Here is a 24,592-nt window from a genome sequence, read left to right on the forward strand (position 1 = left end):
GCGGGCCCGTCGGGTGTGGTCACGACGGGCCCGCGGCGCAGATCAGAACTCCCAGTCCTCGTCCTCGGTGGCGACGGCCTTGCCGATGACGTAGCTGGACCCCGAGCCGGAGAAGAAGTCGTGGTTCTCGTCGGCGTTCGGGGACAGCGCGGACAGGATGGCGGGGTCCACCCTGGCCGTGTCGGCGGGGAACATGCCCTCGTAGCCGAGGTTCATGAGCGCCTTGTTGGCGTTGTAGTGCAGGAACGTCTTGACGTCCTCGGTGAGCCCGACGTTGTCGTACAGGTCCGAAGTGTACTTGCACTCGTTGTCGTACAGCTCGAAGAGCAGGTCGAAGGTGTAGTCCTTCAGCTCGTCCCGCTTAGCCTGGTCCACCAGCTCCAGGCCGCGCTGGTACTTGTAGCCGATGTAGTACCCGTGCACGGCCTCGTCGCGGATGATCAGCCGGATCAGGTCGGCGGTGTTCGTCAGCTGCGCGCGCGAGGAGAAGTGCATCGGCAGGAAGAACCCGGAGTAGAAGAGGAAGGACTCCAGCAGCGTGGAGGCCACCTTGCGCTTCAGCGGGTCGTCGCCGTGGTAGTACTCCAGCACGATCGATGCCTTGCGCTGCAGCGCCTCGTTCTCCTCGGACCAGGTGAAGGCCTCGTCGATCGCCTGGGTGGAGGCGAGCGTGGAGAAGATCGAGGAGTAGCTGCGGGCGTGGACCGACTCCATGAACGCGATGTTCGTGTAGACGGCCTCCTCGTGCGGGGTCAGCGCGTCCGGGATGAGCGAGACCGCGCCCACCGTGCCCTGGATGGTGTCCAGGAGCGTCAGGCCGGTGAACACCCGCATCGTCAGCTGCTTCTCGGCCTCCGACAGCCGCGCCCACGACTGCACGTCGTTGGACAGCGGCACCTTCTCCGGCAGCCAGAAGTTGCTCGTGAGGCGGTTCCAGACCTCGAGATCCTTCTCGTCCTGCACGCGGTTCCAGTTGATCGCGTTCACGCGATCGATGAGCTTGAGCTTCTCCACCGTCTCGTCCTCGTCCCTCGTCCCGTCCAGCGCCGTCGTCGTCCCGCCCGTCAGAGCATGCAGCTGACGCAGCCCTCGACCTCGGTGCCCTCCAGCGCCATCTGGCGGATGCGCACGTAGTAGATCGTCTTGATCCCCTTGCGCCACGCGTAGATCTGCGCGCGGTTGACGTCGCGGGTGGTGGCGGTGTCCTTGAAGAACAGCGTCAGCGACAGGCCCTGGTCGACGTGCTGGGTGGCCGCCGCGTAGGTGTCGATGATCTTCTCGGGGCCGATCTCGTACGCGTCCTCGTAGTACTCCAGGTTGTCGTTCGTCATGAACGGCGCCGGGTAGTAGACGCGGCCGAGCTTGCCCTCCTTGCGGATCTCGATCTTCGAGGCGATCGGGTGGATCGAGGAGGTGGAGTTGTTGATGTAGCTGATGGAACCGGTGGGCGGCACGGCCTGCAGGTTCTGGTTGAAGATGCCGTGCTCCATGACGGAGGCCTTCAGCGCGCGCCAGTCGTCCTGCGTGGGGATCGCGATGCCGGCCTTGGCGAACAGCCCGGCGACGCGCTCGGTGGCCGGGGCCCACTCGCGCTCGGTGTACTTGTCGAAGAAGCTGCCGTCGGCGTAGGCGGAGCGCTCGAAGCCCTCGAACGTCGTGCCGGTCTCGATCGCGATCTCGTTGGAGGCGCGCAGCGCGTGGAAGAGCACCGAGCAGAAGTAGACGTTCGTGAAGTCGATGCCCTCCTCGCTGCCGTAGTGGATCCGCTCGCGGGCCAGGTAGCCGTGCAGGTTCATCTGCCCCAGGCCGATGGCGTGCGAGCGCGAGTTCCCGTGGGCGATGGAGGGCACGGAGCGGATGTCGCTGGCGACCGAGACGGCGGTCAGCGCGCGCACCGCGGTGCCCACCGTGGCGCCGAGGTCGCCGCCGTCCATGGCCAGGGCGATGTTCAGCGAGCCGAGGTTGCAGGAGATGTCCTTGCCGACGACCTCGTATCCGAGGTCCTCGCCCAGCGTGCTGGGGGTGTTGACCTGCAGGATCTCCGAGCACAGGTTGGACATGTTGATGCGGCCCTCGATCGGGTTCGCCCGGTTCACCGTGTCCTCGAACACGACGTAGGGGTAGCCCGACTCGAACTGCAGCTCGGCGAGGGTCTGGAAGAAGTCGCGGGCGTTGATCTGCGTCTTCTTGATGCGCGGGTCCGCGACCATCTCGCGGTACTTCTCGCTCACCGCCACGTCGCCGAACGGCACGCCGTAGACGCGCTCGACGTCGTAGGGCGAGAACAGGTGCATCGGCTCGTTGTTCCTGGCGAGCTCGAAGGTGATGTCGGGGACCACGACGCCCAGGCTGAGGGTCTTGATGCGGATCTTCTCGTCCGCGTTCTCGCGCTTGGTGTCCAGGAACCGCATGATGTCGGGGTGGTGCGCCGACAGGTACACCGCGCCGGCGCCCTGGCGCGCGCCGAGCTGGTTGGCGTAGGAGAAGGAGTCCTCCAGCAGCTTCATCACGGGGATGACGCCGGAGGACTGGTTCTGGATGCGCTTGATGGGCGCGCCGTACTCGCGGATGTTGCTCAGCAGCAGGGCCACGCCGCCGCCGCGCTTGGACAGCTGCAGGGCGGAGTTGATGCCGCGGCCGATGGACTCCATGTCGTCCTCGATGCGCAGCAGGAAGCAGGAGACCAGCTCGCCGCGCGAGGCCTTGCCGGCGTTGAGGAAGGTGGGGGTGGCCGGCTGGAAGCGGCCGCTGACGATCTCGTCGACGATCGCCGTGGCCAGCGCCTGGTCGCCGGCGGCGAGGGTGAGGGCGGTCATCACGGCGCGGTCCTCGAAGCCCTCGAGGTACTGCTTGCCGTCGAAGCTCTTCAGCGCGTAGCTGGTGAAGAACTTGAAGGCGCCCAGGAAGGTGGCGAAGCGGAACCTCGCGGCGTGGGCGCGGTCGGTCAGCTCGCGCACGAAGGCGCGCGGGTAGCGGTCCAGCACGGCCGCCTCGTAGTACCCCTCGGCGACGAGGTGGTCCAGGCGGGCCTCGAAGCTGGCGAAGACCGGGGTGCTGGGGATGACGTGCTGCAGGAAGTACTGCCGGGCCGCCTCGCGGTCCGCGTCGAACTGGATGCGCCCCTGCTCGTCCCACAGGTTCAGCATCGCGTTGAGCGAGTGGAAGCCCGGGGAGGCCTGGGCCGGCGCGGGCACGGTGCCGGCGGCCTCGGGGGCAGCGGAGGTGAGGGTCACAGGGTGTCCAATCCGTCGCGGACGCGACGCACGTCCTCGGGGGTGCCGAAGAGCTCGAAGCGGTACAGGAGGGGCACGCGGCACTTGGCGGCGACGACGTCGCCGGCCGCGGCGTAGTGAGCCCCGAAGTTGGTGTTGCCGGCCCCCACGACGCCCCGGATCAGGGCGCGGTTGGCCGGGTCGTTCAGGAAGCGGATCACCTGCTTGGGCACCGCGCCCGTCCCGTCACCGCCACCGTAGGTGGGCACGATGAGGACGTAGGGCTCGGTGACGCGCAGGTGCTCCTCGCGCGGGCGCAGCGGGATGCGCTGCGCCGCCACGCCCAGCTTCCCGACGAAGCGGTGGGTGTTGCCCGAGACGCTCGAGAAGTAGACGACGTCGAGCGGCACGGCGTGCTCTCAGGCGGAGACGGTGGCGAAGCGGTCCGCGAGGGCGTCGATGCGGTCCGGGCGGAAGCCCGACCAGTGCTCGTCGCCGCTGACCACCACGGGGGCCTGGACGTGCCCGAGGGCACGCACCGTCGCGAGGGCCTCCGCGTCGCTGGTGACGTCGACGACCTCGTAGGACAGGCCCTTGCGGTCGAGCGCGCGGTAGGTCGCCTTGCACTGCACGCAGGAGGGCGTGCTGTAGACGGTGATGCTCATCGGGTGGTCCTTCCCTCGGGTGTGAGCCCGGCGTGCTGGGGTGCCTCAGACACTACCCCTAGGGGGCCGACTCGCACATCACCACAAGATGGTGTGTCACATCCGTGTGGTTTCCCCAGCCTGTGGACGAGGTGGACGACGGTGGCCGCCACGCCCGTGACCTGCGCCGTTGCTCCCGCAGGGTGTGCGCGCGGTGTGGACAACCCACCCAGGGTCACGGTTGGGTCACCCCTGGTCGTCGGCGTGTCGCCCCCGGCGCGCCGCGCGGCGCTCCGGCGACGTCACCCGGACGCCCTACAGGCGGCGGTTCGCCAGCACCGGCAGCACCGCGCGCGCCCGCTGCACCGCCGCCGGGTCCAGGTCCACCACCAGGCGCCCGGGCTCGGGGCCCAGCTGCGCCACCACCGCCCCGAGCGGGTCCACCACGCGCGAGGCCCCCACCCCCAGGGGCGCCTCCGAGGGCTCGCCGGGGTCGGCCTGGCCGCAGGCCAGCACGAAGCACGTGCTGTCCAGCGCGCGGGCGCGCGTCAGCAGGTCCCACTGCTCGACCTTGCCCGGACCGGCGCCCCAGGAGGCCGCCACCACGACCACCGAGGCCCCCCGCTCGGCGAGCGCCGTGAACAGCCCCGGGAAGCGCACGTCGTAGCAGGTGGCCAGGCCCACCCCCACGCCGTCGACGTCCACCACGACCGGCTCGCGGCCCGGCTCGACGGTGTCGGACTCGGCGAAGCCGAAGGCGTCGTACAGGTGGACCTTGTCGTAGGAGGCGCGCACGCCCGCCCCGCGCACCAGCAGGGTGTTGCGCACCCGGCCGCCCTCCCCCGGCGTGAAGGCGCCCGCCACGACGGTGATCCCCGCCTCGTCGGCCAGGCGCTCCAGCTCGCCGGCCCACGGGCCGTCCCGCGGCTCGGCCACCGGCGCCAGCGGCACCCCGAAGCGGCACATGGTCGCCTCGGGCAGCACCAGCAGGCGCGCGCCGGCGGCGGCGGCCGCGGCGATCTCGGCGGCGGCCAGCTCCAGATTGGCGCGCGGGTCGGCGGTGCTGCTGATCTGGGCGAGCGCGGTGCGCACGGTGCCTCCCGGCGGTCGGGGTCGGGGCGGACCGGCGCCCCGGCCCGCTGCGGGGCATCCTCCCCCGGCGCGGGCGGCGGTGCGGTCCGGGGCGGTCCGGGGCGGTCCCGGGCACCGGGCAGACTCGTGCGGTGAGCACGACGCACCTGCTGCTGGTCCTGGAACTGCTGGGGGTGTTCACCTTCGCCCTCGACGGGGCCCTGACGGCGATGCGCCGCACGACGCTCGACCTGTTCGGGGTGGTCACGCTGGGCGTGGTCACCGCCGTGGGCGGCGGACTGCTGCGCGACGTGCTGCTCGGCGCGCTGCCGCCGGCCTCGCTGCGCACCTGGTACTACCTGGCCACCGCCACGGCCGGCGGCCTGGTGGCCTTCGCCGGCCACGCGCTGCTGACGCGCATGGCGCGCCCGCTGCTGCTGTTCGACACCGCCGGGCTGTCGCTGTTCTGCGTCACCGGCGCGCAGGTGGCGCTGGAGGCGGGGGTGGACCCGGGCCAGGCGGTGCTGCTGGGCGGGCTGACCGCCGTGGGCGGCGGCACGCTGCGCGACGTGCTGGTGCGGCGGGTGCCCACGATCCTCACCGGCGGGCTGTACGCGGTGCCCGCGCTGCTGGGCGCGGCGGTGGCGGTGCTGGGCCCCCAGCTCGGCGGGCGGGAGCTGCCCTGGGCGCTGGCCGGGGCCGGGGTGTGCGCGGCCCTGCGCGTCGGGGGCGTGCTGCGCGGCTGGCAGGCGCCGCGCGCCGCGCTGCGCACCCCCGACGAGCTGGAGGAGTAGCACGGACCGGGGCCGGCCTCGGCCGGCCCCGGGGCGCCCGTCAGCCCAGGGCGTCCACCCGCACCGGGGTGGTGCTCACGCGGTCGAACCCGACGGTGCGCAGCGGCCCGGTGAGGGTGAAGGAGCCCGTGCACGGGGTGTCGGTGGACGAGGAGCCCACCATCACCTCGACCTCGCCGGGCTCCACGACGCGCTCGCCGCGGCGGCCGGTGAAGCTCGTGCGGTCGGCGTGCACCTCGAACGTCACGCGCACCGCCTGCCCGGGCTCCAGGTGCACGCGGGCGAAACCGGTCAGCTCGCGCACCGGGCGCGTCACCTGCGCCAGCACGTCGTGCAGGTACACCTGCACGACCTCGTCGCCGGCCCGCTCGCCGGTGTTGCGCACCGTCACGGACACGTCCAGGACGCCGTCGGTGGGCACCTGCTGCGCCGACAGCTCCAGGTCCTCCACGGCGAAGGTCGTGTACGACAGGCCGTGCCCGAACCCGAACAGCGGGGTGGGGTCCAGGTTGCTGATGCCCTGGCTGTCCGCGCCCAGCGGCGGCTGCAGGTACGTGCCCGGCTGGCCGCCGTGCGAGACCGGCACCTGCACGGGCAGCTTGCCGCCGGGGTTCACCCGGCCGGAGAGCACGCCGGCGACCGCCGCGCCGCCCTCCTCGCCGGGCATGAACGCCTGCACGACCGCGGCCGCGCCGGTCAGCGCGCCCAGCGCGTAGGGGCGCCCGGAGACCACCACGAGCACGACGGGGGTGCCGGTGGCGATGAGCTCCAGGACGAGCTGCTCCTGCACGCCGGGCAGGCGCAGGTCCTCGGCGTCGCAGCCCTCGCCGGAGGTGCCGGCGCCGAACATGCCGGCGCGGTCGCCGACGACGGCGAGCACCACGTCGGCGCCGCGCGCGGCCTCCACGGCCGCGGCGATGCCGGAGGTGTCCGGCTCGCGCACGTCGCAGCCGCGCTCGTGCACCACGTCCCAGGCCGCGCCGGGCTCGGTGCGCAGCGCCTCCAGCAGGCTCGGGACCTCCAGGCCCAGGCCCAGCTCGGGGTAGCGCGGCAGCACGTGGTTGGCGAAGGCGTAGCAGCCCATGAAGGTGTTCGGGTCGTCCGCGCACGGGCCGACGACCGCGACGCGGCGGGCGGTGGCCGGGGCCAGCGGCAGGGTGCCGTCGTTGGCCAGCAGCACCACGCTGCGCTCGGCCAGCTCGCGGGCGATGGCGCGGTTGGCGGCGGAGTCCAGCTCGCGCCCGGCGCCGGCGGCCACGGAGCCCTCCGGGGTCCAGTCCGCGTCGAGCAGGCCCAGCTCGGCCTTCTGCGTCAGAAGCCGGCGCAGCGCGCGGTCCACGTAGGACTCCTCCACCACGCCGGCGCGCACGGCGCCGACGAGGCGGTCGCCGAAGCACAGGGTGTCGGGCAGCTCCACGTCGATGCCGGCGCGCAGCGCCTGCACGCCCGCGTCGGTCTCGTCGGCGGCGGTGCGGTGCATGGAGGCCAGGAAGGCGATGGCGGAGTAGTCCGAGACCACGGTGCCCTCGAAGCCCCAGCGCTCGCGCAGCAGCTCGGTGAACAGGTGCTCGTCGGAGGCGGCGGGCGAGCCGTCCACGTCGGAGTAGGAGTTCATCACCGAGCGGGCCCCGCCGTGGCGCAGCGCCGCCTCGAACGGCGGCAGGACCACGTCGGCGAACTCGCGCGGGCCCATCGAGACCGGGCCGTGGTTGCGGGCGGCGCGCGAGGCGGAGTACCCGGCGAAGTGCTTCAGGGTGGCCACCACGTCGGCGCTCTCCAGGCCGCGCACGTACGCCGCGCCCAGCGCGGAGGTCAGGTGCGGGTCCTCGCCCATCGTCTCCTCGACGCGGCCCCAGCGGTAGTCGCGCACCACGTCGAGCACCGGGGACAGGCCCTGGTGCACGCCGACGGCGCGCATGTCGGCGCCGATGGCGGCGGACATGCGCTCGACGAGCTCGGGGTCGAAGGTGGCGCCCCAGGCCAGCGCGGCCGGGTACACGGTGGCGCCGAAGGCGGTGAAGCCGGTCAGGCACTCCTCGTGCACGATCGCCGGGATCCCCAGGCGGGTGCGCTCCACGATCGAGCGCTGCAGGCGCACGACCTCCGCGCGGCCCTCCTCGACGCTGACGGGCCGGCTGCCGAAGACGCGGGTCAGGTGGCCCAGGCCGTGCCGGCTGGCCTGCTCGAACTCCACCGCGTCGGAGGAGAAGACGTCCTGCATCGGTGCGACGTTGCCGGTGCCGGTGCCGTTGCCGGCGACCTCCGCGGGCGCCACGGCGCCCTCGCCGCCGCCGTGGCTGTTGCCGACCCAGCGGCTGCCCAGCTGGGCGACCTTCTCCTCCAGCGTCATCTCCGCCAGCAGCGCCTCGGCGCGCTCGGCGGGGGTCAGCGCGGTGTCGTGCCAGGGCCGCGGCGCGGCGGTGGGCCCGGCGGGCGCGGGCACGGACCCGGTCGAGACGTCCTGCTGGTCCTGCTGGTGTGCGTAAGGCACCGTCGCCTCCAGTCGAAACTTTCGGCGCTGTGCCGATATGTTCGAGGGTAGAGAGGCACGCCGAGCGCGTCAACGAGGAGGAACGGCATGGCCCCGCAGCGCGTCACCCTGGCCCAGCTGGCGGCCGAGGCGGGGGTCTCGGTGCCCACCGTGTCCAAGGTCCTCAACGGCCGCGACGACGTCGCCGAGGCCACCCGCGCCCGGGTGGAGCGGGTCGTCTCCGAGCACGGCTACCGGCACCGGCGCCGCAGCGCGCCCCCGCCCGGGCCGCGCCTGATCGACCTGGTCTTCAACGAGCTGGGCAACGCCTGGGCCGTGGAGGTCATCCGCGGCGTGGAGCGCACCGCCCGCCCCGCCGGCGTGGAGGTCGTGCTCTCCGAGTGCCTGGGCACCCACCAGCCGCGCCAGGAGTGGCTCGCCAGCGTCCTGGCCCGCCGCCCCGCCGGCGTGCTCATGGTGTTCTCCGACCTCGGCGACGACCAGCGCACGCAGCTCGTCGCCCGCGGCATCCCCTACGCCATCGTCGACCCCGTCGGCGAGGTCGACCCCCAGGTGCCCTCGGTGGGCTCGGCGAACTACCACGGCGGGCTCATCGCCACCCGGCACCTGCTGGAGCTGGGCCACCGCGACGTCGCCGTCATCACCGGCCCGCTGGACACCTTCTCCAGCCGGGCCCGCCTCAGCGGCCACCGCGACGCGCTGCTGGAGGCCGGCCTGCCCTACCGCGAGGACCTCGTGCGCACCGGCGACTTCTCCGTCGAGGTCGGCCACGAGGTCGCCCTGGAGCTGCTGCGCGGGCCGGGGCGGCCCACCGCGGTCTTCGCCTGCAACGACCTCACGGCGTTCGGGGTGTACCGCGCGGCCCGCGAGCTGGGGATCGCGGTGCCCGAGGAGCTGTCCGTCGTCGGCTACGACGACCTGCCGGCGGCGCAGTGGGTGGGCCCGGAGCTGACCACCGTGCACCAGCCGCTGCACGAGATGGCCGAGGCCGCCACGCGGCTGCTGCTCAACCTCGTCGACGGGCGCGAGCCGGCGGTGCGGCGCATGGACCTCGCGGTGGACCTGCGGGTGCGCGCCAGCACCGCCCCCCCGCCGCGCTGAGGAGCGGGCGGGGCGGGCGGGGCGGGACGGGGTCGCGCCCCGGCGCCCGCGCCCCGGACCCCAGGGCCCGGGGGTGCGCGCACCGGCCCCCGCCGCGCGAGCGCACCCCCGGGCGAGCGCGTCAGCGGCGCGGCACGCTCAGCGTCAGCTCGCGGGTGCCGGCGCGGGTGTCGTCCTGCACGTCGATCCGGTACAGCCCGGTGGCCGGCAGCGCCACCGTGACGTCGGACTGGTTGCGGCTGCGGGTGGTGTGCAGCGGGGTGCCGTCCGGGGCGACCAGGGTGAACGCCGCGCTCCTGGAGCCGCTCAGCGCGATGCGCGCCCTCTGCCCGGCCCGCGCGGAGAAGGTGTACGCGGCGCGCTGCTGCGGCCCGACCTCGGCCTCCACGGTGGCGCTGGTGCGCCCGCGCGGGAACGTGATCCGGGTGGCCTCGGCGACGACCGGGCGGGTGCCCGTGCCCGTGCCCGAGCCGCTGCCGGTGCCGTGCCCGCTGCCCGCGCTCCCCCCGGCGGCGGGGATGGAGACCTGCATCCGGTAGCTGCCGGCGCGGGTGGTGGTGATGTCGACGTAGTAGCGCCCGGTCTCGGGCAGGCGGTGGGTGAAGTCGCTCTGGCGGGGGCTGTGCGCGTCGTGCACGGCCGGGCCGGAGGGGCCCACCAGCGTCCAGGTCTGCCCGGAGTTCGCGCGGGTCAGGTGGAAGGTGGCGACCTGCCCGGCGCGGGCGTCGAAGACGTAGCGGTCGTCCTCGCCGGCGGCCACGTGGCCGCTGACGGTGGCGGAGGTGGCGCCCTTGGCGAAGCGGAGGACGCTCTGGGCGGGGACGCCCGCGGCGCCCGAGCCGGTGCCGGTGCCGGTGCCGGTGCCGGCGGCGAGGGCCGGGACGGCGGCGGTGAGGACCGCGCCGGCGGCCAGGACGGTTGCGGCGGTGAGCTTGCCACGCATGGTGTTCGACCTCTCGAGGTGGTGCGGAGTCGCGGCCTCGCCCGGTGCGCTGCCGTCTCCGTCGGTGGGAGGACGCGGCAGCGGCCCGCGGTGTTGCACGTGGTTCGCCCAGGACCCTTCCCGGTCCCCCGAGGCCCCCCGCCCGGCACCGGGGTGCACCACGCCCCCCGCCGACGACGGGGAGGCGTGGCGGTCGGGCGCCGGTCCGCGGGCGGGTCAGGCGGTCTCGTGCGCGGCCGCGGCGATGACGTCGGCCACGTCCACCGGGTGGGTCTGCATCACCAGGTGAGGGGCGTCGATCTCGACGACCTTGCGCGCCCCGGCGCGCTCGTAGCCGAAGCGCTCCACGTCCGGGTTGATGGTGCGGTCGGCGCTGGAGACGATCCCCCAGGACGGCTTGGTGCGCCACGCCGCCGCAGCGGCCGGCTCGCCGAACGCGGCGGCCGCCAGCGGGCGCTGGGAGACCGCCAGGACCCTGGCGGTGGCCTCGGGCACGCCGGCGGCGAACACCGCGGGGAACGCGTCCACGGCCACGGACACGTCGGTGCCGGGTTCGCCGCCGGCGACGGGGAACCGCTGGTACACGAGGTTCGCGGCCAGGTCGGAGTCGGGGAAGCGCCCCTGCAGCTCGCCCAGGCTCTCGCCCTCCTGCAGGGCGTACCCGGAGACGAACACCAGCCCGACGACGTTGGCGGCCTCGCCGGCCACGCCGACGACCGCGCCGCCGTAGGAGTGGCCGGCGAGCAGGACGGGGCCGTCGACGGCCTCGGCGACGGCGCGCACGGAGGCCGCGTCGGCGGACAGGCTGCGGTTGTACACGGGCGGGACGAGGACGGTGAGGCCGCGGTCGAGCAGTTCCGCGGTCACCGGCGCCCAGCTGGAGGCGTCGGCGAACGCGCCGTGGACGAGGACGACGGTGGGGACGGTCACGGTGCACCTCCGGGTCGCGGGGTCTCGGACGCGGCGGACGCTACGGCGCCGCGCGGTGCGCCGTCCTGGCCCTGGCGGGGTCTGGTCCGCCCCCGCCGCCCGCCCCTACCGTCGCCCCTGCCGTCGCCGCCGCGCCGCAGGGCTCAGCGCCCGGGGCGCCCCTCGGTGGAGCGGCGCACCACGAGCTCGGGGTCGAACACGAGCTGGCGCGCGGGGCGGCCCTCCACCTGCGCCAGCAGCAGTTCCACGCCGGTGCGCCCGAGCACCTCGCGCGGCTGGCGCACCGAGGTCAGCGGCACCGCGGCGCTGGCGGCGAAGCCGATGTCGTCGTAGCCGACGATGGCCAGGTCCTGCGGCACGCGCACCCCGCGGCGCACGCACTCGTTGAGCACGCCGAGGGCGAGCAGGTCGTTGGCGCAGAACACCGCGGTGGGCGGGCGGTCGCCGGCGAACAGCGCGGCGGCGGCCTGGGAGCCGGCCCGCACCGTCAGGCCGCTGGTGGGCAGGACGCGCACGGCCCCGTCGGCGCCCGCGGCCGAGCGCAGCCCGGCGAGGCGGTCGTCGACCTGGCGCAGCCCGGGGGGCGGTCCGACGAAGGTGATCCCGCGGTGCCCGCGGGCCAGGAGGTGCTCGCCGGCCAGCCGCCCGCCCAGGACGTCGTCGACGGCGACGGAGGCGTCCTGGGCGCTGGGCGAGCCGCGGTCGACGAGCACGACGGGGGTGCCGTGCCGGCGCACCGCCGCCAGCGCCTCGGTGGGCTCCTCGCGCACGGGGCTGAGCAGCACGCCCAGCACCCGCTGCTGCTGCAGGCGCAGCAGGTGCCGGGCCTCGCGCTCGGGGTCGTTGCCGCTGTTGCACAGCACCACGAGGGCGTCGTGGCGCTCGGCGACCTCCTCGGCGCCGGTGACGAGGTCGGTGAAGAAGGGGTTGGCGACGTCGAGGACGACGACGGCGATGGTGCGGCTGACCCCGGCGCGCAGCTGGCGCGCGGACTCGTTGCGCACGAACCCGAGGTCGGCGATGGCCTGCTCCACGCGCGAGCGCAGGGCGTCGGAGACGACCTCGGGGCGGTTGAGGACGTTGCTGACGGTGCCCAGCGAGACCCCGGCCCGCTGGGCCACCTCCTTGACGGTCGCCACGACGCTCAAGCCTGCCAGTCCGGGGTGCACGCCGGGCGCCGGGTCGGGCGCGCCGGCTCAGCCGCGCCCGGCGGGGGCGGTCGAGCCGGTCCGCGCGTCGACGACCTCGCCGTAGCGCTCGGCCTCGATCTCCTGCAGCGTCCTGCCCTGCGTGCGCGGGGCCCACGCGACGCCGACGACGAGGGAGACGACGAGCAGGGCGATCATCAGGGTGCCCACGAACGGCACCCCCTGCCGGGTCAGCAGCGTGGGGAACCAGTAGCTGAGGACGCCGACCGCGCAGCGGGCGGCGAAGAACAGCACGCCCTGGGCGCTGGCGCGGTACGGGGTGGCGAACAGCTCGGAGGTCCACACGCTGTAGAACGCCTGGGCGCCGATGCCGGCGGCCAGGCCCCAGACGACGGCGTAGCCGAGCAGGGTGGGCAGGCTGCCGTCGGCGAAGACGAGCAGGACCCAGGCGCCGATGCCCAGCACGGCGCCCAGGGCGTACAGCCGGCGGCGGTCGACGCGGTCGCCGAAGCGCATGAAACCCAGCCAGGTGGCCAGGACGGTGCAGCCCCACACGAGGACCTGCAGCGCGTTCTGCTCGGTGCCGCTGGTGACGCCGGCGGCCTCGTAGACGCGCGGCATGAAGATGCCGGCCTGCCCGGCCACGGTGTTCCAGAAGGCGTAGACGCCGAAGAGGAACAGCAGTGCGGTCAGGTTCGCGCGGCGGGAGAACAGCCCGCGCAGGCCGCGGCCGCCGGAGACGGGAAGGGAGCCGCCCCCGTCCCGGGCGTCCTTCCAGATCGCCGACTCGGGCAGGCCCTGGCGGACCCACCAGGTGATCGCGGCGACGACGAACAGGTGCAGGAAGACGAGCCGGTTGCCCAGCAGGCCCAGCGGGCCGACGGCGATGGCCAGGGCGAACCCGACGAGCGGGCCGAGGGACCAGGCGAGCTGGGCGGTGCCGACGTGCCTGGCCCGGGCGTGCGCGGGGGCCTCCTCGGCGATGTACGTCCACGAGGCGGGGACCCCGGCGCCGACGGCGATGCCGGTGAGGACGAAGCCGACGAGCAGCACGGAGTAGCTGACGGCGAACGCGGCTAGCAGCACGCCGACCATGTAGAGCAGCAGGTCGTAGGTGTAGATGAACTTGCGGCCCAGCCTGTCGCACAGCGGCCCGCCGATCGCGGCGCCCACGGCGGCGCCGAAGGCGTTGGCCGACAGCGCGGCGAGCAGGCCGACGGCGAAGTCGTCGACGCCGAAGTGCTCCTGCCAGGCGCTCAGGCTGACGGCGATCGCGATGATCGAGCCGGCCTCGATGTAGTTGGACATGGCCACCGCGACGGTGGCCTTGAACCCTGTGGTGGTTCCGGGGCGGGGGGTCACGGGGTCTCCTCGTCGAGACGGGTGCCGGTCCGGCACGGTGAGTGACACGTTTCAAGATCGGATCCTGTGCACGCTAGGAGCACCGGCCCACCGCCGTCAAGGGTGGGGACAGATCGGCGGCGAGTGCTTGTGAAACGTGTCAAAGACCGGTTACGGTGCTCCTGCCCCCGATGGAGTGAGGTCCCCATGACGACGACCGAGACGGTCCTCGGCGCCCTGCGCACCCAGACGATCGAGCTGCCCTCGTGGGCGTTCGGCAACTCCGGCACCCGGTTCAAGGTCTTCGGCAGCCCGGGCACGCCGCGCGACCCCTTCGAGAAGGTCAGCGACGCCGCCCAGGTGCACCGGTTCACCGGCGTCGCCCCGCGCGTCTCGCTGCACATCCCCTGGGACCGGGTCGACGACTACGGCAAGCTCGCCGCCCACGCCGCCGACAACGGCGTGAGCATCGGGACGATCAACTCCAACCTCTTCCAGGACGACGACTACAAGCTCGGCTCTCTCACCCACGCCGACGCGGGCGTCCGCGCCAAGGCCGTGGCCCACCACGCCGAGTGCGTCGACGTCATGCGCGCCACCGGCTCGAAGGAGCTGAAGGTCTGGCTGCCGGACGGCACGAACTACCCGGGCCAGGACGACCTGCGCGACCGCCAGGACCGCCTGGCGGAGTCGCTGCAGCAGGTCTACGCGCTGCTCGACGAGGACCACCGCATGGTCCTGGAGTACAAGTTCTTCGAGCCGGCGTTCTACTCCACCGACGTGCCGGACTGGGGCACCTCGCTGCTGCACTGCCTGGCGCTGGGCGAGAGGGCGAAGGTCGTGCTCGACACCGGCCACCACGCGCCGGGCACGAACATCGAGTTCATCGTCGTGCAGCTCCTGCGCGTCGGCCGCCTGGGCGCCTTCGACTTCAACTCGCGCTTCTACGCCGACGACGACCTCATGGCCGGTGCCGCGGACCCGTTCCAGCTCTTCCGGATCATGTACGAGATCGTGCGCTCGGACGCGCTGCGGCCGGACTCGGGGGTGAACTTCATGCTCGACCAGTGCCACAACATCGAGGAGAAGATCCCCGGGCAGATCCGCTCGGTGACCAACGTGCAGCAGGCCACCGCCAAGGCGCTGCTGGTGGACCGCGAGGCGCTGCGCGCCGCGCAGCTCGCCGGGGACGTCCTCGGCGCGAACGACGTCTTCATGGACGCCTACTCCACCGACGTGCGCCCGCTGCTGGCGCAGCTGCGCGAGTCGATGGGCCTGGACGCGGACCCGGTGGCCGCGTTCAAGGCGTCGGGGTACGCGGAGAGGATCGCCGCCGAGCGCATCGGCGGCCGGCAGGCCGGGTGGGGAGCCTGAACGAGATGACGAACACCACGAACGGCGCCGTCGCGGACTTGCTGGCGCGCTCGCACGCCCTGGGCGCCGACCCGCGCTTCACGAACTACGCCGGCGGCAACACCTCCGCCAAGGGCACCGGCACCGACCCGGTGACCGGCGAGGACGTCGAACTGCTGTGGGTCAAGGGTTCCGGGGGCGACCTGGGCACCCTGGAGGAGAAGGGCCTGGCGGTCCTGCGCCTGGACCGGGTGCGCGCGCTGCGCGGGGTCTACCCGGGCGTGGAGCGCGAGGACGAGATGGTCGCCGCGTTCGACCACTGCCTGCACGGGCGGGGCGGGGCGGCCCCCTCCATCGACACCGCCATGCACGCCCTGGTGGACGCCGCGCACGTGGACCACCTGCACCCCGATGCCGGCATCGCGATCGCCTGCGCCGCCGACGGCGAGAAGCTCACCGAGCAGGTCTTCGAGGGCCGGGTCGTGTGGGTGCCCTGGCGCCGGCCCGGTTTCCAGCTCGGCCTGGACATCGCCGCGATCAAGGAGGCGAACCCGCGGGCGATCGGCACGGTCCTGGGCGGGCACGGCATCACCGCGTGGGGCGCCACGTCGCAGGAGGCCGAGGCCAACTCGCGCTGGATCATCGAGACCGCCACCGCGTACCTGGAGGCGAACTCGGTGCCCGAGCCGTTCGGCCCGGTGCTCGAGGGCTACGCCGCCCTGCCGGAGGGCGAGCGGCGCGCCCGGGCCGCCGCGCTGGCGCCGGTGGTCCGCGCGATCGCCTCGCACGACAAGCCGCAGGTCGGGCACTTCACCGACTCCGAGGTGGTGCTGGACTTCCTCTCGCGCGAGCAGCACCCGCGCCTGGCCGCGCTGGGCACGTCCTGCCCGGACCACTTCCTGCGCACCAAGGTCAAGCCGCTCGTGCTGGACCTGCCGGCCACCGCCACGGTCGAGGAGGTCACCGCGCGCCTGCACGAGCTGCACGAGGCCTACCGCGCGGACTACCAGGCCTACTACGACCGGCACGCCACGCCGGAGAGCCCCGCGATCCGCGGCGCCGACCCGCTCATCGTCCTGGTGCCGGGCGTGGGCATGTTCTCCTTCGGCAAGGACAAGCAGACCGCGCGCGTGGCCGGCGAGTTCTACGTCAACGCCGTCAACGTGATGCGCGGCGCCGAGGGCGTCTCCAGCTACTCCCCCATCGAGGAGAGCGAGAAGTTCCGCATCGAGTACTGGGCGCTGGAGGAGGCCAAGCTGGCGCGCATGCCGCGCCCGAAGCCGCTGGCCACCCGCATCGCCCTGGTGACCGGCGCGGCCTCGGGCATCGGGCGGGCCATCGCCACCCGGCTGGCCGCCGAGGGCGCCTGCGTCGTCGTCGCCGACCTGGACCTGGCCAAGGCGCAGGCGGCGGCGGAGGAGATCGCCGGCTCCACCGGCGCGAAGGTGGCCGCCGACGTGGCCGTGGGCGTGGCCGCGGACGTCTCCGACCCCGCCGCCGTGGCCGCCGCGGTCGAGCAGGCCGTCCTGGCCTTCGGCGGGCTGGACCTGGTGGTGAACAACGCGGGCCTGTCGATCTCCAAGCCGCTCCTGGAGACGACGGAGAAGGACTGGGACCTGCAGCACGACGTCATGGCCAAGGGCTCCTTCCTGGTCTCGCAGGCCGCCGCGCGCGTGCTCATCGCGCAGGGCCTGGGCGGCGACATCGTCTACATCGCCTCCAAGAACTCCGTGTTCGCCGGCCCGAACAACATCGCCTACTCCGCGGTCAAGGCCGACCAGGCCCACCAGGTGCGCCTGCTGGCCGCCGAGCTGGGCGAGCACGGCATCAAGGTCAACGGCGTGAACCCCGACGGCGTCGTGCGCGGCTCGGGGATCTTCGCCGGCGGCTGGGGCGCCCAGCGCGCCAAGACGTACGGCATCCCCGAGGAGGAGCTGGGGAGGTTCTACGCCCAGCGCACCCTGCTCAAGCGCGAGGTGCTGCCCGAGCACGTCGCCAACGCCGTGTTCGTGCTGACCGCCGGGGAGCTGTCGCACACGACCGGGCTGCACGTGCCCGTGGACGCCGGCGTGGCCGCGGCGTTCCTGCGCTGAGGGGCACCCGGTGAGCACTCACGTCGCCGTCGACCTCGGCGCCTCCAGCGGCCGCGTCATGGTCGGCACCGCCGCACCGGGCCGGCTGGAGCTGGCCGAGGTGCACCGCTTCCCCAACGGCGGCGTGCAGGTGGCCGGCCGGCTGCACTGGGACGCCGTCGGGCTGTGGCGCCAGGTGCTGACCGGCCTGGGCCGCGCCGCCCGCACGCCCGGCGGCGCGGCCGCCCGCACCGTCGGGGTGGACACCTGGGCGGTGGACTACGGCCTGCTCACCCGCGGCGGCGCCCTGCTGGGCACCCCGCGGCACTACCGCGACCCGCGCACCGCGGGCGTGGCCGAGCGGGTGTTCGCGCGCGTGCCCGCGCAGCGGCTGTACGAGCGCAACGGCCTGCAGCACCTGCCGTTCACCACGCTCTACCAGCTCGTGGCCGAGGCGGAGGAGCCGCTGCTGGGCTGCGCCGGGCAGCTGCTGCTCGTGCCGGACCTGCTGGGGTACTGGCTCAGCGGCCACCGCGGCGCGGAGGCCACCAACGCCTCCACCACCGGCCTGGCCGACGTGCGCACCGGCCGCTGGGCGCCGGACCTGGTGGAGCTGGCCGGGATCGACCCGGCGCTGCTGCCGCCGGTGCACGACCCCGGCACCGTGCTGGGGGGCCTGCGCCCGGAGGTCCTCGCCGAGACCGGCCTGCCCGGCCCGGCGCAGCTCGTCGCCGTCGGCTCGCACGACACCGCCTCGGCGGTCGTGGCGGTGCCCGCCCGCGACGAGCGCTTCGCCTACGTCGCCTGCGGCACCTGGGGCCTGGTGGGCGTGGAGCTGGAGCGGCCCGTGCTGTCCGCGGAGTCGTTCGCGGCGAACTTCACCAACGAGCGCGGCGTGGACGGGCGCATCCGCTACCTACGCAACGTCATGGGCCTGTGGGTGCTGCAGCAGTGCCTGGCGGAGTGGGCCGCCGCCGAGGGCGAGCAGGACCTGCCCGCGCTGCTGGCCGCCGCCGCCGACGTGCCCCCCGGCGGCCCGCTCGTCGACATCGACGACCCGCGGTTCCTGCCGCCGGGGCCGATGGTGCAGCGCGTGCGGGCCGCGGCCGAGGAGGCCGGGCACCGCCCGCCGGCCGCGAAGGCGCAGGTGGTGCGCTGCGTGCTGGAGAGCCTGGCGCGCGCGTTCGCCGCCGCGGTGGCCGACGCGGTGCGCCTGTCCGGGCACGACGTGGACGCCGTGCACCTGGTCGGCGGCGGCGCGCGCAACGCGCTGCTGTGCGAGCTGACGGCCGCCGCGTGCGGGCTGCCGGTGGTGGCCGGGCCGGTGGAGGCCACCGCCCTGGGCAACGTCCTGGTGCAGGCGCGCGCCCACGGCGACCTGTCCGGCTCGCTGGAGGACCTGCGCGCCCTGGTGCGCGACACGCACGCGACGACGACCTACGCTGCGGGCGGGTCGCGCCTGACGACGGGAGTGCTGTGAAGATCGCCGTGATGGCCACCTGCCTGGGGGACGCGATGTTCCCGCAGGCCGTGCAGGCCACCGTCAGGCTGCTGCACCGGCTGGGGCACGAGGTCGTGTTCCCCGAGGGGCAGACGTGCTGCGGGCAGATGCACGTGAACACCGGTTACCTGCGCGAGGCGGTGCCGCTGGTGCGCCACCACGTCGACGTCTTCGAGCCCGTCGCCGACGGCGGGTGGGACGCGGTGGTGGCGCCGTCGGGCTCCTGCACCGGGTGCGTGCGCCACCAGCACGCCGTGGTGGCCCGTCGCGCCGGCGACGAGGTCCTGGCGGAACGGGCCGAGGCCGTGGCGGCGCGCACGTACGAGCTGTCCGAACTGCTCGTGGACGTCCTGGGCGTCACCGACGTCGGCGCCTACTACCCGCACCGCGTCACCTACCACCCCACCTGCCACTCGCTGCGGATGCTGCGGGTGGCGGACAAGCCGCTGCGGCTGCTGCGGGCCGTGCGCGGCCTGGAACTGGTGGAGCTGCCCGACGCGGAGGTGTGCTGCGGGTTCGGCGGAACCTTCGCGGTGAAGAACGGCGAGACGTCCACCGCGATGCTCGCCGACAAGATGCGCAACGTCCTGGGCACCCGCGCGGAGGTGTGCACCGCCGGGGACTCCTCGTGCCTGATGCACATCGGCGGCGGGCTGGGCCGGCTGCGCACCGGGGTGCGCACCGTGCACCTGGCGGAGATCCTCGCCTCCACCGAGGCGAGCCAGACCCCCGCCGCGGCCGGCACCCCCGGCGGCGTGCGCGACGAACCCGTGGAGGCGCAGCGGTGAGCACCACCGACCTCGGCATGCCGGCCGTGCGGGGCGGTGCGCGCGACGGCTCGCGCGACACCGGCCTGCCCACGCACTCCGTGGCCGGGCAGGGCAACCTGCGCGGGAGCACCTCGTTCCCGAGGGCCGCGCGGGAGAAGCTGGCCGACACCCAGCTGCGCCGCAACCTCGGCAAGGCCACCGGGATCATCCGCGCCAAGCGCGCCGGCGTGGTCGCCGAGCTCGACGACTGGGAGGAGCTGCGCCTGGCCGGCTCGGCGATCAAGGCCGACGTCATGGCCCGGCTGCCGGAGCTGCTGGAGCAGCTGGAGGCGAACGTCACCGCCCGCGGCGGGCACGTGCACTGGGCGCGCGACGCCGCCGAGGCCAACGCGGTCGTCGCGGAGCTGGTGCGCGCCACCGGTTCCGACGAGGTCGTCAAGGTCAAGTCGATGGCCACCCAGGAGACCGGGCTGAACGAGGCGCTGGCCGAGGCCGGCATCGCCGCCTGGGAGACCGACCTCGCCGAGCTCATCGTGCAGCTCGGCCACGACGCGCCCAGCCACATCCTCGTGCCCGCCATCCACCGCAACCGCAGCGAGATCCGCGAGATCTTCCTGCGCGAGATGCCCGACGTGGACCCGGCGCTGAGCGACGACCCGCGCGAGCTGGCGATGGCCGCCCGGGCGCACCTGCGCCGCAAGTTCCTCACCGCCAAGGTCGCCGTCAGCGGCGCGAACTTCGCCGTGGCCGACACCGGCACCCTCTCCGTCGTGGAGTCCGAGGGCAACGGGCGCATGTGCCTGACGCTGCCGGACACCCTCATCACGCTCATGGGCGTGGAGAAGCTCGTGCCCACCTTCAGCGACCTGGAGGTGTTCCTGCAGCTGCTGCCGCGCAGCTCCACCGGCGAGCGGATGAACCCCTACACCTCCACCTGGACGGGCGTCACCCCCGGCGACGGCCCGCAGGAGTTCCACCTCGTGCTGCTGGACAACGGCCGCTCGGCGGTGCTGGCCGACGAGGACGGCCGCGCCGCGCTGCACTGCATCCGCTGCTCGGCGTGCCTGAACGTGTGCCCGGTCTACGAGCGCGTCGGCGGGCACGCCTACGGCTCGGTGTACCCCGGCCCGATCGGCGCGGTCCTCTCCCCCATGCTCACCGGCATCTCCGGCCCCGACGACCCCAACGCCTCCCTGCCCTACGCCTCCTCGCTGTGCGGGGCCTGCTTCGACGCCTGCCCGGTGCGCATCGACATCCCGAACCTGCTGGTGCAGCAGCGCGCGGCGTCGGTGGAGTCGCACCCGCGGCCCACCGCGCAGGACCTGGCGCTCAGGGCCGCCGCGCTGGCGATGTCCTCCCCCGGGCGGTTCTCCGCCGCCGAGAAGGGCCTGGCCGTGGGGCGGCTGCTCGCCGGGCGCACCGGGCGCATCAGCTCCCTGCCGTGGCCGATGTCGCACTGGACCGACAGCCGCGACGTGCCCGCCCCGCCGGCGGAGACCGCCCGGCAGTGGTGGAAGCGCACCGGCGGGCGCGACGAGCAGGACGGGGAGCGCTCGTGAGCGGCGCGCGCGAGGAGGTCCTGGCGCGGCTGCGCGCCGCCCGCGACGCCGGCGCCCCGCGCGGCGGGGTGCCGCCGGTGCCGCGCGGGTACCACCGCAGCGGTTCCCTGGCGCCGGGCTCGGCGGGGGTGCTCGACCTGCTCGTGGAGCGGGTGGAGGACTACCGCGCCCGCGTGCTGCGCGCCGACTCCGACGACGAGGTCGCCGGAGCCGTGGCGCGCTGCCTGGACGAGGCCGGCTCGCGCCGCGTCGTGGTGCCCGCCGACCTCGCGCCCGCCTGGCGCCCGCGGACCGGCGATCGGGAGGTCCTCGAGGAGCACCCCGGCGCGCCGCTGACGGTGCCCGAGCTCGACGGCCTGGACGCCGTCGTCACCGCCAGCACGGTCGCGGTCGCGCTCACCGGCACGATCGTCCTGGCCGGCGGCGGCGAGGGCCAGGGCCGCCGGGCGCTGACCCTCGTGCCCGACCACCACGTGTGCGTGGTGCGCGCCGCCGACGTCGTCGAGACGGTCCCCGAGGCGCTGGCGCGCCTGGACCCCTCGGTGCCGCTGACGTTCATCTCCGGGCCCAGCGCCACCAGCGACATCGAGCTGGACCGCGTCGAGGGCGTGCACGGCCCGCGCCGGCTGGACGTGGTGGTCCTGGGCTGAACGGCGCAGCACCGCTGCCCCGGGGACCGGCCGGCGGCCCGCTTCACGGACCGCCCACCAGGACGGCGATCCCCCACAGCGCGGGGACGGACCCCAGGGCGATGAGGCCGTCGACGGAGAGGGCCAGGAGCAGCAGGTCCCGGCGCCGCGAGCCCGCCGCGCCCGGCTCCCCCCGCCGGTCCAGGGAGGTCAGGGCGGCCAGGGCGGCCAGGGCCCCGGCGAGGCCGCTCGCCGGGACCAGCGCCGCCAGCAGCCAGCGGACGACGCCGGGGCCCTGCGGGGAGGAGAGGAGGAGGACGGCGGCCAGGACCGCGACCGCGGGAGCGGCCAGGGGGATCGTGCGGACCGCGCGGTCCCCGCCCCTCACAGCTCGCGCGCGTCCAGGACGCGGTCGCGCCCGGCCTGCTTGGCGGCGTAGAGCGCGTCGTCGGCGCGGCGCAGCAGCACCGCCAGCGGCTCGCCGGGCCGGCGGGTCGCGAAGCCGGTGCTGCAGCTGCGGGCCGCCCGCACGGCCAGGCGCACCCGCTCCAGCAGGGCGCGCGCGTCGTCGGCGGAGCAGGAGGGCAGGGCCAGGGTGAACTCCTCCCCGCCCCAGCGGGCCACGACGTCGCCGGTGCGCAGCTCGTGGCGCACCAGGCGCGCCACCTCGCGCAGCAGCCGGTCCCCGGCCAGGTGGCCCTCGGCGTCGTTGTAGGCCTTGAACCGGTCGACGTCCAGGACGGCCACGGTCAGCGGCTCGCCGTCGCGCTCGCACACCGCGGCGAGGCGGACCAGGTTGTCCTCCCAGCCGCGCCGGTTCGGCAGGCCCGTCAGCGCGTCGGTGACGGCCGAGGCCTCCATCTCGGCGACCACGCGGGCGTGCTCCAGGGCGGCGGCGGCCCCCTCGGCGAGCTGCACCACCGCGCCCACCGACTCGTCGTCCAGGTCGTCGACGCGGCGGTCCCAGCACACCAGCAGCACCGCGCCGACCGCGCCGTGACCGGGCAGCGGCCGGCACAGCAGCGAGACGGCCTCGCGCACCCCGGCGGGCTCGTGGGCGGCGCGCGGGTCGCCCGCGCAGTCCGGCACCAGCACGACCTCGCCGGAGCGGTAGCTGGCCGCGCTCCACGAGGGCCCGTCGAGCGCGACGGCGTCCCCGACGGGCGCGGTGCCGGAGTGCGCGGAGGACACGGCCGTCACCACCAGCTCCGCCGGCTCGCCGTCCAGCGGCTCGGGGACCGGGCGCGGTTCGAGCAGGACGGCGGCGACGGCCCCGGCCACCGAGCGCACCGAGTCCACCGCCTGCTGGCGGGGGTCCTCGCCGGCGTGCACGCGGCGGGCGATGAGGTTCAGGGCGGTGAGGTTGGCCTGCGAGCGGCGCAGGGCCAGCTCCGCGGCCCGGCGGGCGGTGATGTCCTCGGGGTGGATGAGGGTCCACTCCCTGCCGTGCGGGCCGGGCGTCGTCGCCACCGTCAGCCGCACCCAGACGACCTCGCCGCCGGGGCGCAGGTAGCGCTTCTGCACCTGCACGGCCCGCTCGCCGCGCTCCCCGGCGGCCCGCAGCACCGCCTCCATGTCCCGGTTGACGTGCAGGTCGTCGGGGTGGGTGAACGGCACCGTGGAGGAGCCCAGCAGCTCGGACTCCGGGCGGCCCATCAGCTCGCACAGCGCGGGGTTCACGGCGATGAAGACGCCGCCCTCGCACAGCCCGATGGGCACCGGCGAGGCCGTGAAGATCGTGGTGAACGGGTCCACGGGCTGCGTGCCGGGGGTCCCGTCGTCCGCCGGCGGCTCGTCCCGCTCCCGGCCCGCGCGAAGTGCCATGGTGTCCCGAGCGTAGCGCCGCGACCGGCCGCGGCGGTGCGGCGGACACCTGCCCGGACCAGCGGCGCGAGGGGCCTCCCCCCGCCGGGGGGCACGCCGGCGCGGGGGTCGCGGACCCGTCGCGCGGACCCGCCGCGGAGAATCCGGCGCGGGGAATCCGGCGCGCGGGGCTCAAGGTGGGCGGTGCGCGTGCCGATGGGACAGCCGTGACCGCTCCGGAGAACCTCCTGTCCGCCGGCCCGTACCGCCTCGTGACCCGCAGCGACTTCGACGGGCTGGTGTGCGCGGTGCTGCTGCGCCAGCTCGACCTCGTCGACGAGATCACGTTCGTGCACCCCAAGGACGTGCAGGACGGCACGGTGGAGATCACGGAGCGGGACGTCCTGACGAACCTGCCCTACGACGCGCGCGCGCACGTGGTCTTCGACCACCACCACTCCGAGACGCTGCGCGCCGGCGGGGCCGCCAACCACGTCATCGACGCCGAGGCCCCCTCCGCGGCGCGCGTGGTGTTCGAGTTCTTCGGCGGTGCGGCGCGGTTCCCGAAGGTCTCCGACGAGCTGATGCGCGCGGTGGACCAGGCGGACTCCGCGGCCTACGACGTCACGGAGATCCTGGAGCCGACCGGCTGGACGCTGCTGAACTTCCTCATGGACAGCCGCACCGGCCTGGGCCGCTTCCGCGACTTCCGGATCTCGAACTACCAGCTGATGATGCAGCTCATCGAGCACTGCATGACGTACCAGGACGTCGACGAGATCCTCGCCCTGCCCGACGTCGCCGAGCGCGTGGAGCTGTACCGCTCGCAGGCGGAGCTGTTCCGCGCCCAGCTGGAGCGGGTGACCACCCTGCACGGCGACGTCGCCGTGCTGGACCTGCGCGAGGAGGAGGTCATCCACGCCGGCAACCGCTTCCTGGTGTACGCGCTGTTCCCGCAGGCGCGCGTGTCGATCCACGTCATGTGGGGCCGGGCCAAGCAGAACACCGTGTTCGCCATCGGCAAGTCCATCGTGGACCGCACCTCCCCCGCCGACGTCGGCGCGGTGTGCCTGGCGCACGGCGGCGGCGGTCACGTCGCGGCCGGCACCTGCCAGGTCCCGCACGAGCGGGCGGCCGCCGTCCTGCCCGAGCTCGTGGCGGCCCTGCGCGCCGAGCGCTGAGCCCTCCCGGGCCGGGCCGCCCGGCCCGGCCCGCGCGCACCGGCCGCAC

The 24,592-nt window shown here is 74.5% G+C and carries 21 protein-coding genes; 9 read left to right on the forward strand and 12 right to left on the reverse strand.

Annotated features, from left to right (window positions below):
• Positions 1-42 precede the first annotated feature (42 nt).
• The 5 genes from nrdF to ACRYR7_RS06455 form a co-directional block, all read right to left on the reverse strand.
• Positions 43-1,014: a class 1b ribonucleoside-diphosphate reductase subunit beta gene (gene nrdF / locus ACRYR7_RS06435; RefSeq protein ID WP_432571247.1), complete on the reverse strand. Its 972-nt coding sequence runs from the start codon at positions 1,012-1,014 to the stop codon at positions 43-45.
• A 50-nt stretch (positions 1,015-1,064) separates the two neighbouring features.
• The gene (nrdE, locus tag ACRYR7_RS06440) at positions 1,065-3,194 is read right to left on the reverse strand and encodes a class 1b ribonucleoside-diphosphate reductase subunit alpha (RefSeq protein WP_432571292.1); all 2,130 of its coding nucleotides are present in this window, start codon (positions 3,192-3,194) and stop codon (positions 1,065-1,067) included.
• A 35-nt stretch (positions 3,195-3,229) separates the two neighbouring features.
• A complete protein-coding gene (nrdI, locus tag ACRYR7_RS06445; RefSeq protein ID WP_432571248.1) occupies positions 3,230-3,622 on the reverse strand; it encodes a class Ib ribonucleoside-diphosphate reductase assembly flavoprotein NrdI in 393 nt (130 codons plus the stop codon).
• Positions 3,623-3,631: 9 nt separating this feature from the next.
• Positions 3,632-3,877: a glutaredoxin-like protein NrdH gene (nrdH, locus tag ACRYR7_RS06450; protein WP_432571249.1), complete on the reverse strand. Its 246-nt coding sequence runs from the start codon at positions 3,875-3,877 to the stop codon at positions 3,632-3,634.
• 294 nt (positions 3,878-4,171) lie between these two features.
• Positions 4,172-4,948, reverse strand: coding sequence for a carbon-nitrogen hydrolase family protein (locus tag ACRYR7_RS06455; RefSeq protein WP_432571250.1), 777 nt, complete (start codon positions 4,946-4,948; stop codon positions 4,172-4,174).
• A 131-nt stretch (positions 4,949-5,079) separates the two neighbouring features.
• On the opposite strand from ACRYR7_RS06455, the gene ACRYR7_RS06460 reads away from it, so the two are divergent.
• Positions 5,080-5,721 carry a trimeric intracellular cation channel family protein gene (locus tag ACRYR7_RS06460; protein ID WP_432571251.1) on the forward strand — a complete coding sequence of 214 codons (642 nt, stop codon included), beginning with the start codon at positions 5,080-5,082 and terminating at the stop codon, positions 5,719-5,721.
• A gap of 40 nt (positions 5,722-5,761) precedes the next feature.
• On the opposite strand, the gene ACRYR7_RS06465 is transcribed toward ACRYR7_RS06460, so the two are convergent.
• Entirely contained in the window at positions 5,762-8,164 is a 2,403-nt protein-coding gene (locus ACRYR7_RS06465; RefSeq protein WP_432571293.1) for a beta-xylosidase/alpha-l-arabinosidase, read from the reverse strand.
• A 135-nt stretch (positions 8,165-8,299) separates the two neighbouring features.
• Between ACRYR7_RS06465 and ACRYR7_RS06470 the strand changes: the two genes are divergently transcribed.
• Positions 8,300-9,313, forward strand: coding sequence for a LacI family DNA-binding transcriptional regulator (locus tag ACRYR7_RS06470; RefSeq protein ID WP_432571252.1), 1,014 nt, complete (start codon positions 8,300-8,302; stop codon positions 9,311-9,313).
• A gap of 121 nt (positions 9,314-9,434) precedes the next feature.
• Here the strand turns inward: ACRYR7_RS06470 and ACRYR7_RS06475 are convergent, their stop codons facing one another.
• The 4 genes from ACRYR7_RS06475 to ACRYR7_RS06490 form a co-directional block, all read right to left on the reverse strand.
• The gene (locus tag ACRYR7_RS06475) at positions 9,435-10,256 is read right to left on the reverse strand and encodes a peptidase (protein ID WP_432571253.1); all 822 of its coding nucleotides are present in this window, start codon (positions 10,254-10,256) and stop codon (positions 9,435-9,437) included.
• A 216-nt stretch (positions 10,257-10,472) separates the two neighbouring features.
• Positions 10,473-11,186: an alpha/beta fold hydrolase gene (locus tag ACRYR7_RS06480; protein ID WP_432571254.1), complete on the reverse strand. Its 714-nt coding sequence runs from the start codon at positions 11,184-11,186 to the stop codon at positions 10,473-10,475.
• 143 nt (positions 11,187-11,329) lie between these two features.
• Positions 11,330-12,325 (reverse strand): LacI family DNA-binding transcriptional regulator, encoded by a 996-nt coding sequence (locus tag ACRYR7_RS06485; RefSeq protein ID WP_432571255.1) that lies wholly within the window; start codon positions 12,323-12,325, stop codon positions 11,330-11,332.
• Positions 12,326-12,382: 57 nt separating this feature from the next.
• Positions 12,383-13,642 carry an MFS transporter gene (locus ACRYR7_RS06490; RefSeq protein WP_432571294.1) on the reverse strand — a complete coding sequence of 420 codons (1,260 nt, stop codon included), beginning with the start codon at positions 13,640-13,642 and terminating at the stop codon, positions 12,383-12,385.
• Positions 13,643-13,882: 240 nt separating this feature from the next.
• Here ACRYR7_RS06490 and rhaI point away from each other — a divergent pair, with 240 nt between their 5' ends.
• The 6 genes from rhaI to ACRYR7_RS06520 are packed head-to-tail and all read left to right on the forward strand — an operon-like array spanning position 13,883 to position 21,580.
• Entirely contained in the window at positions 13,883-15,049 is a 1,167-nt protein-coding gene (gene rhaI, locus ACRYR7_RS06495; protein WP_432571256.1) for an L-rhamnose isomerase, read from the forward strand.
• Positions 15,050-15,054: 5 nt separating this feature from the next.
• Positions 15,055-17,121, forward strand: a complete 2,067-nt coding sequence (locus ACRYR7_RS06500; protein WP_432571257.1) for a bifunctional aldolase/short-chain dehydrogenase — start codon at positions 15,055-15,057, stop codon at positions 17,119-17,121.
• Positions 17,122-17,131: 10 nt separating this feature from the next.
• On the forward strand, positions 17,132-18,580 hold the full coding sequence (locus ACRYR7_RS06505) for a rhamnulokinase (protein WP_432571258.1): 1,449 nt from the start codon (positions 17,132-17,134) through the stop codon (positions 18,578-18,580).
• Positions 18,577-19,389 carry a (Fe-S)-binding protein gene (locus ACRYR7_RS06510; protein ID WP_432571259.1) on the forward strand — a complete coding sequence of 271 codons (813 nt, stop codon included), beginning with the start codon at positions 18,577-18,579 and terminating at the stop codon, positions 19,387-19,389. The genes ACRYR7_RS06505 and ACRYR7_RS06510 overlap by 4 nt, the downstream gene beginning before the upstream one ends.
• A 17-nt stretch (positions 19,390-19,406) precedes the next feature.
• The gene (locus ACRYR7_RS06515) at positions 19,407-20,930 is read left to right on the forward strand and encodes a LutB/LldF family L-lactate oxidation iron-sulfur protein (protein WP_432571295.1); all 1,524 of its coding nucleotides are present in this window, start codon (positions 19,407-19,409) and stop codon (positions 20,928-20,930) included.
• Complete coding sequence (locus ACRYR7_RS06520; protein ID WP_432571260.1) at positions 20,927-21,580, forward strand: LutC/YkgG family protein; 654 nt, start codon at positions 20,927-20,929, stop codon at positions 21,578-21,580. The genes ACRYR7_RS06515 and ACRYR7_RS06520 overlap by 4 nt, the downstream gene beginning before the upstream one ends.
• Positions 21,581-21,623: 43 nt before the next feature.
• Here ACRYR7_RS06520 and ACRYR7_RS06525 read toward each other — a convergent pair whose 3' ends face one another.
• Both ACRYR7_RS06525 and ACRYR7_RS06530 read right to left on the reverse strand, forming a co-directional pair.
• On the reverse strand, positions 21,624-21,947 hold the full coding sequence (locus tag ACRYR7_RS06525; RefSeq protein ID WP_432571261.1) for a hypothetical protein: 324 nt from the start codon (positions 21,945-21,947) through the stop codon (positions 21,624-21,626).
• A complete protein-coding gene (locus ACRYR7_RS06530) occupies positions 21,944-23,383 on the reverse strand; it encodes a sensor domain-containing diguanylate cyclase (RefSeq protein WP_432571262.1) in 1,440 nt (479 codons plus the stop codon). The genes ACRYR7_RS06525 and ACRYR7_RS06530 overlap by 4 nt, the downstream gene beginning before the upstream one ends.
• Before the next feature lie 206 nt (positions 23,384-23,589).
• On the opposite strand from ACRYR7_RS06530, the gene ACRYR7_RS06535 reads away from it, so the two are divergent.
• Positions 23,590-24,543 carry an exopolyphosphatase gene (locus ACRYR7_RS06535; protein ID WP_432571263.1) on the forward strand — a complete coding sequence of 318 codons (954 nt, stop codon included), beginning with the start codon at positions 23,590-23,592 and terminating at the stop codon, positions 24,541-24,543.
• Positions 24,544-24,592: the final 49 nt, after the last annotated feature.

The sequence above is a fragment of the Kineococcus gurbantunggutensis genome, assembly GCF_050871925.1.
Classification (GTDB): domain Bacteria; phylum Actinomycetota; class Actinomycetes; order Actinomycetales; family Kineococcaceae; genus Kineococcus.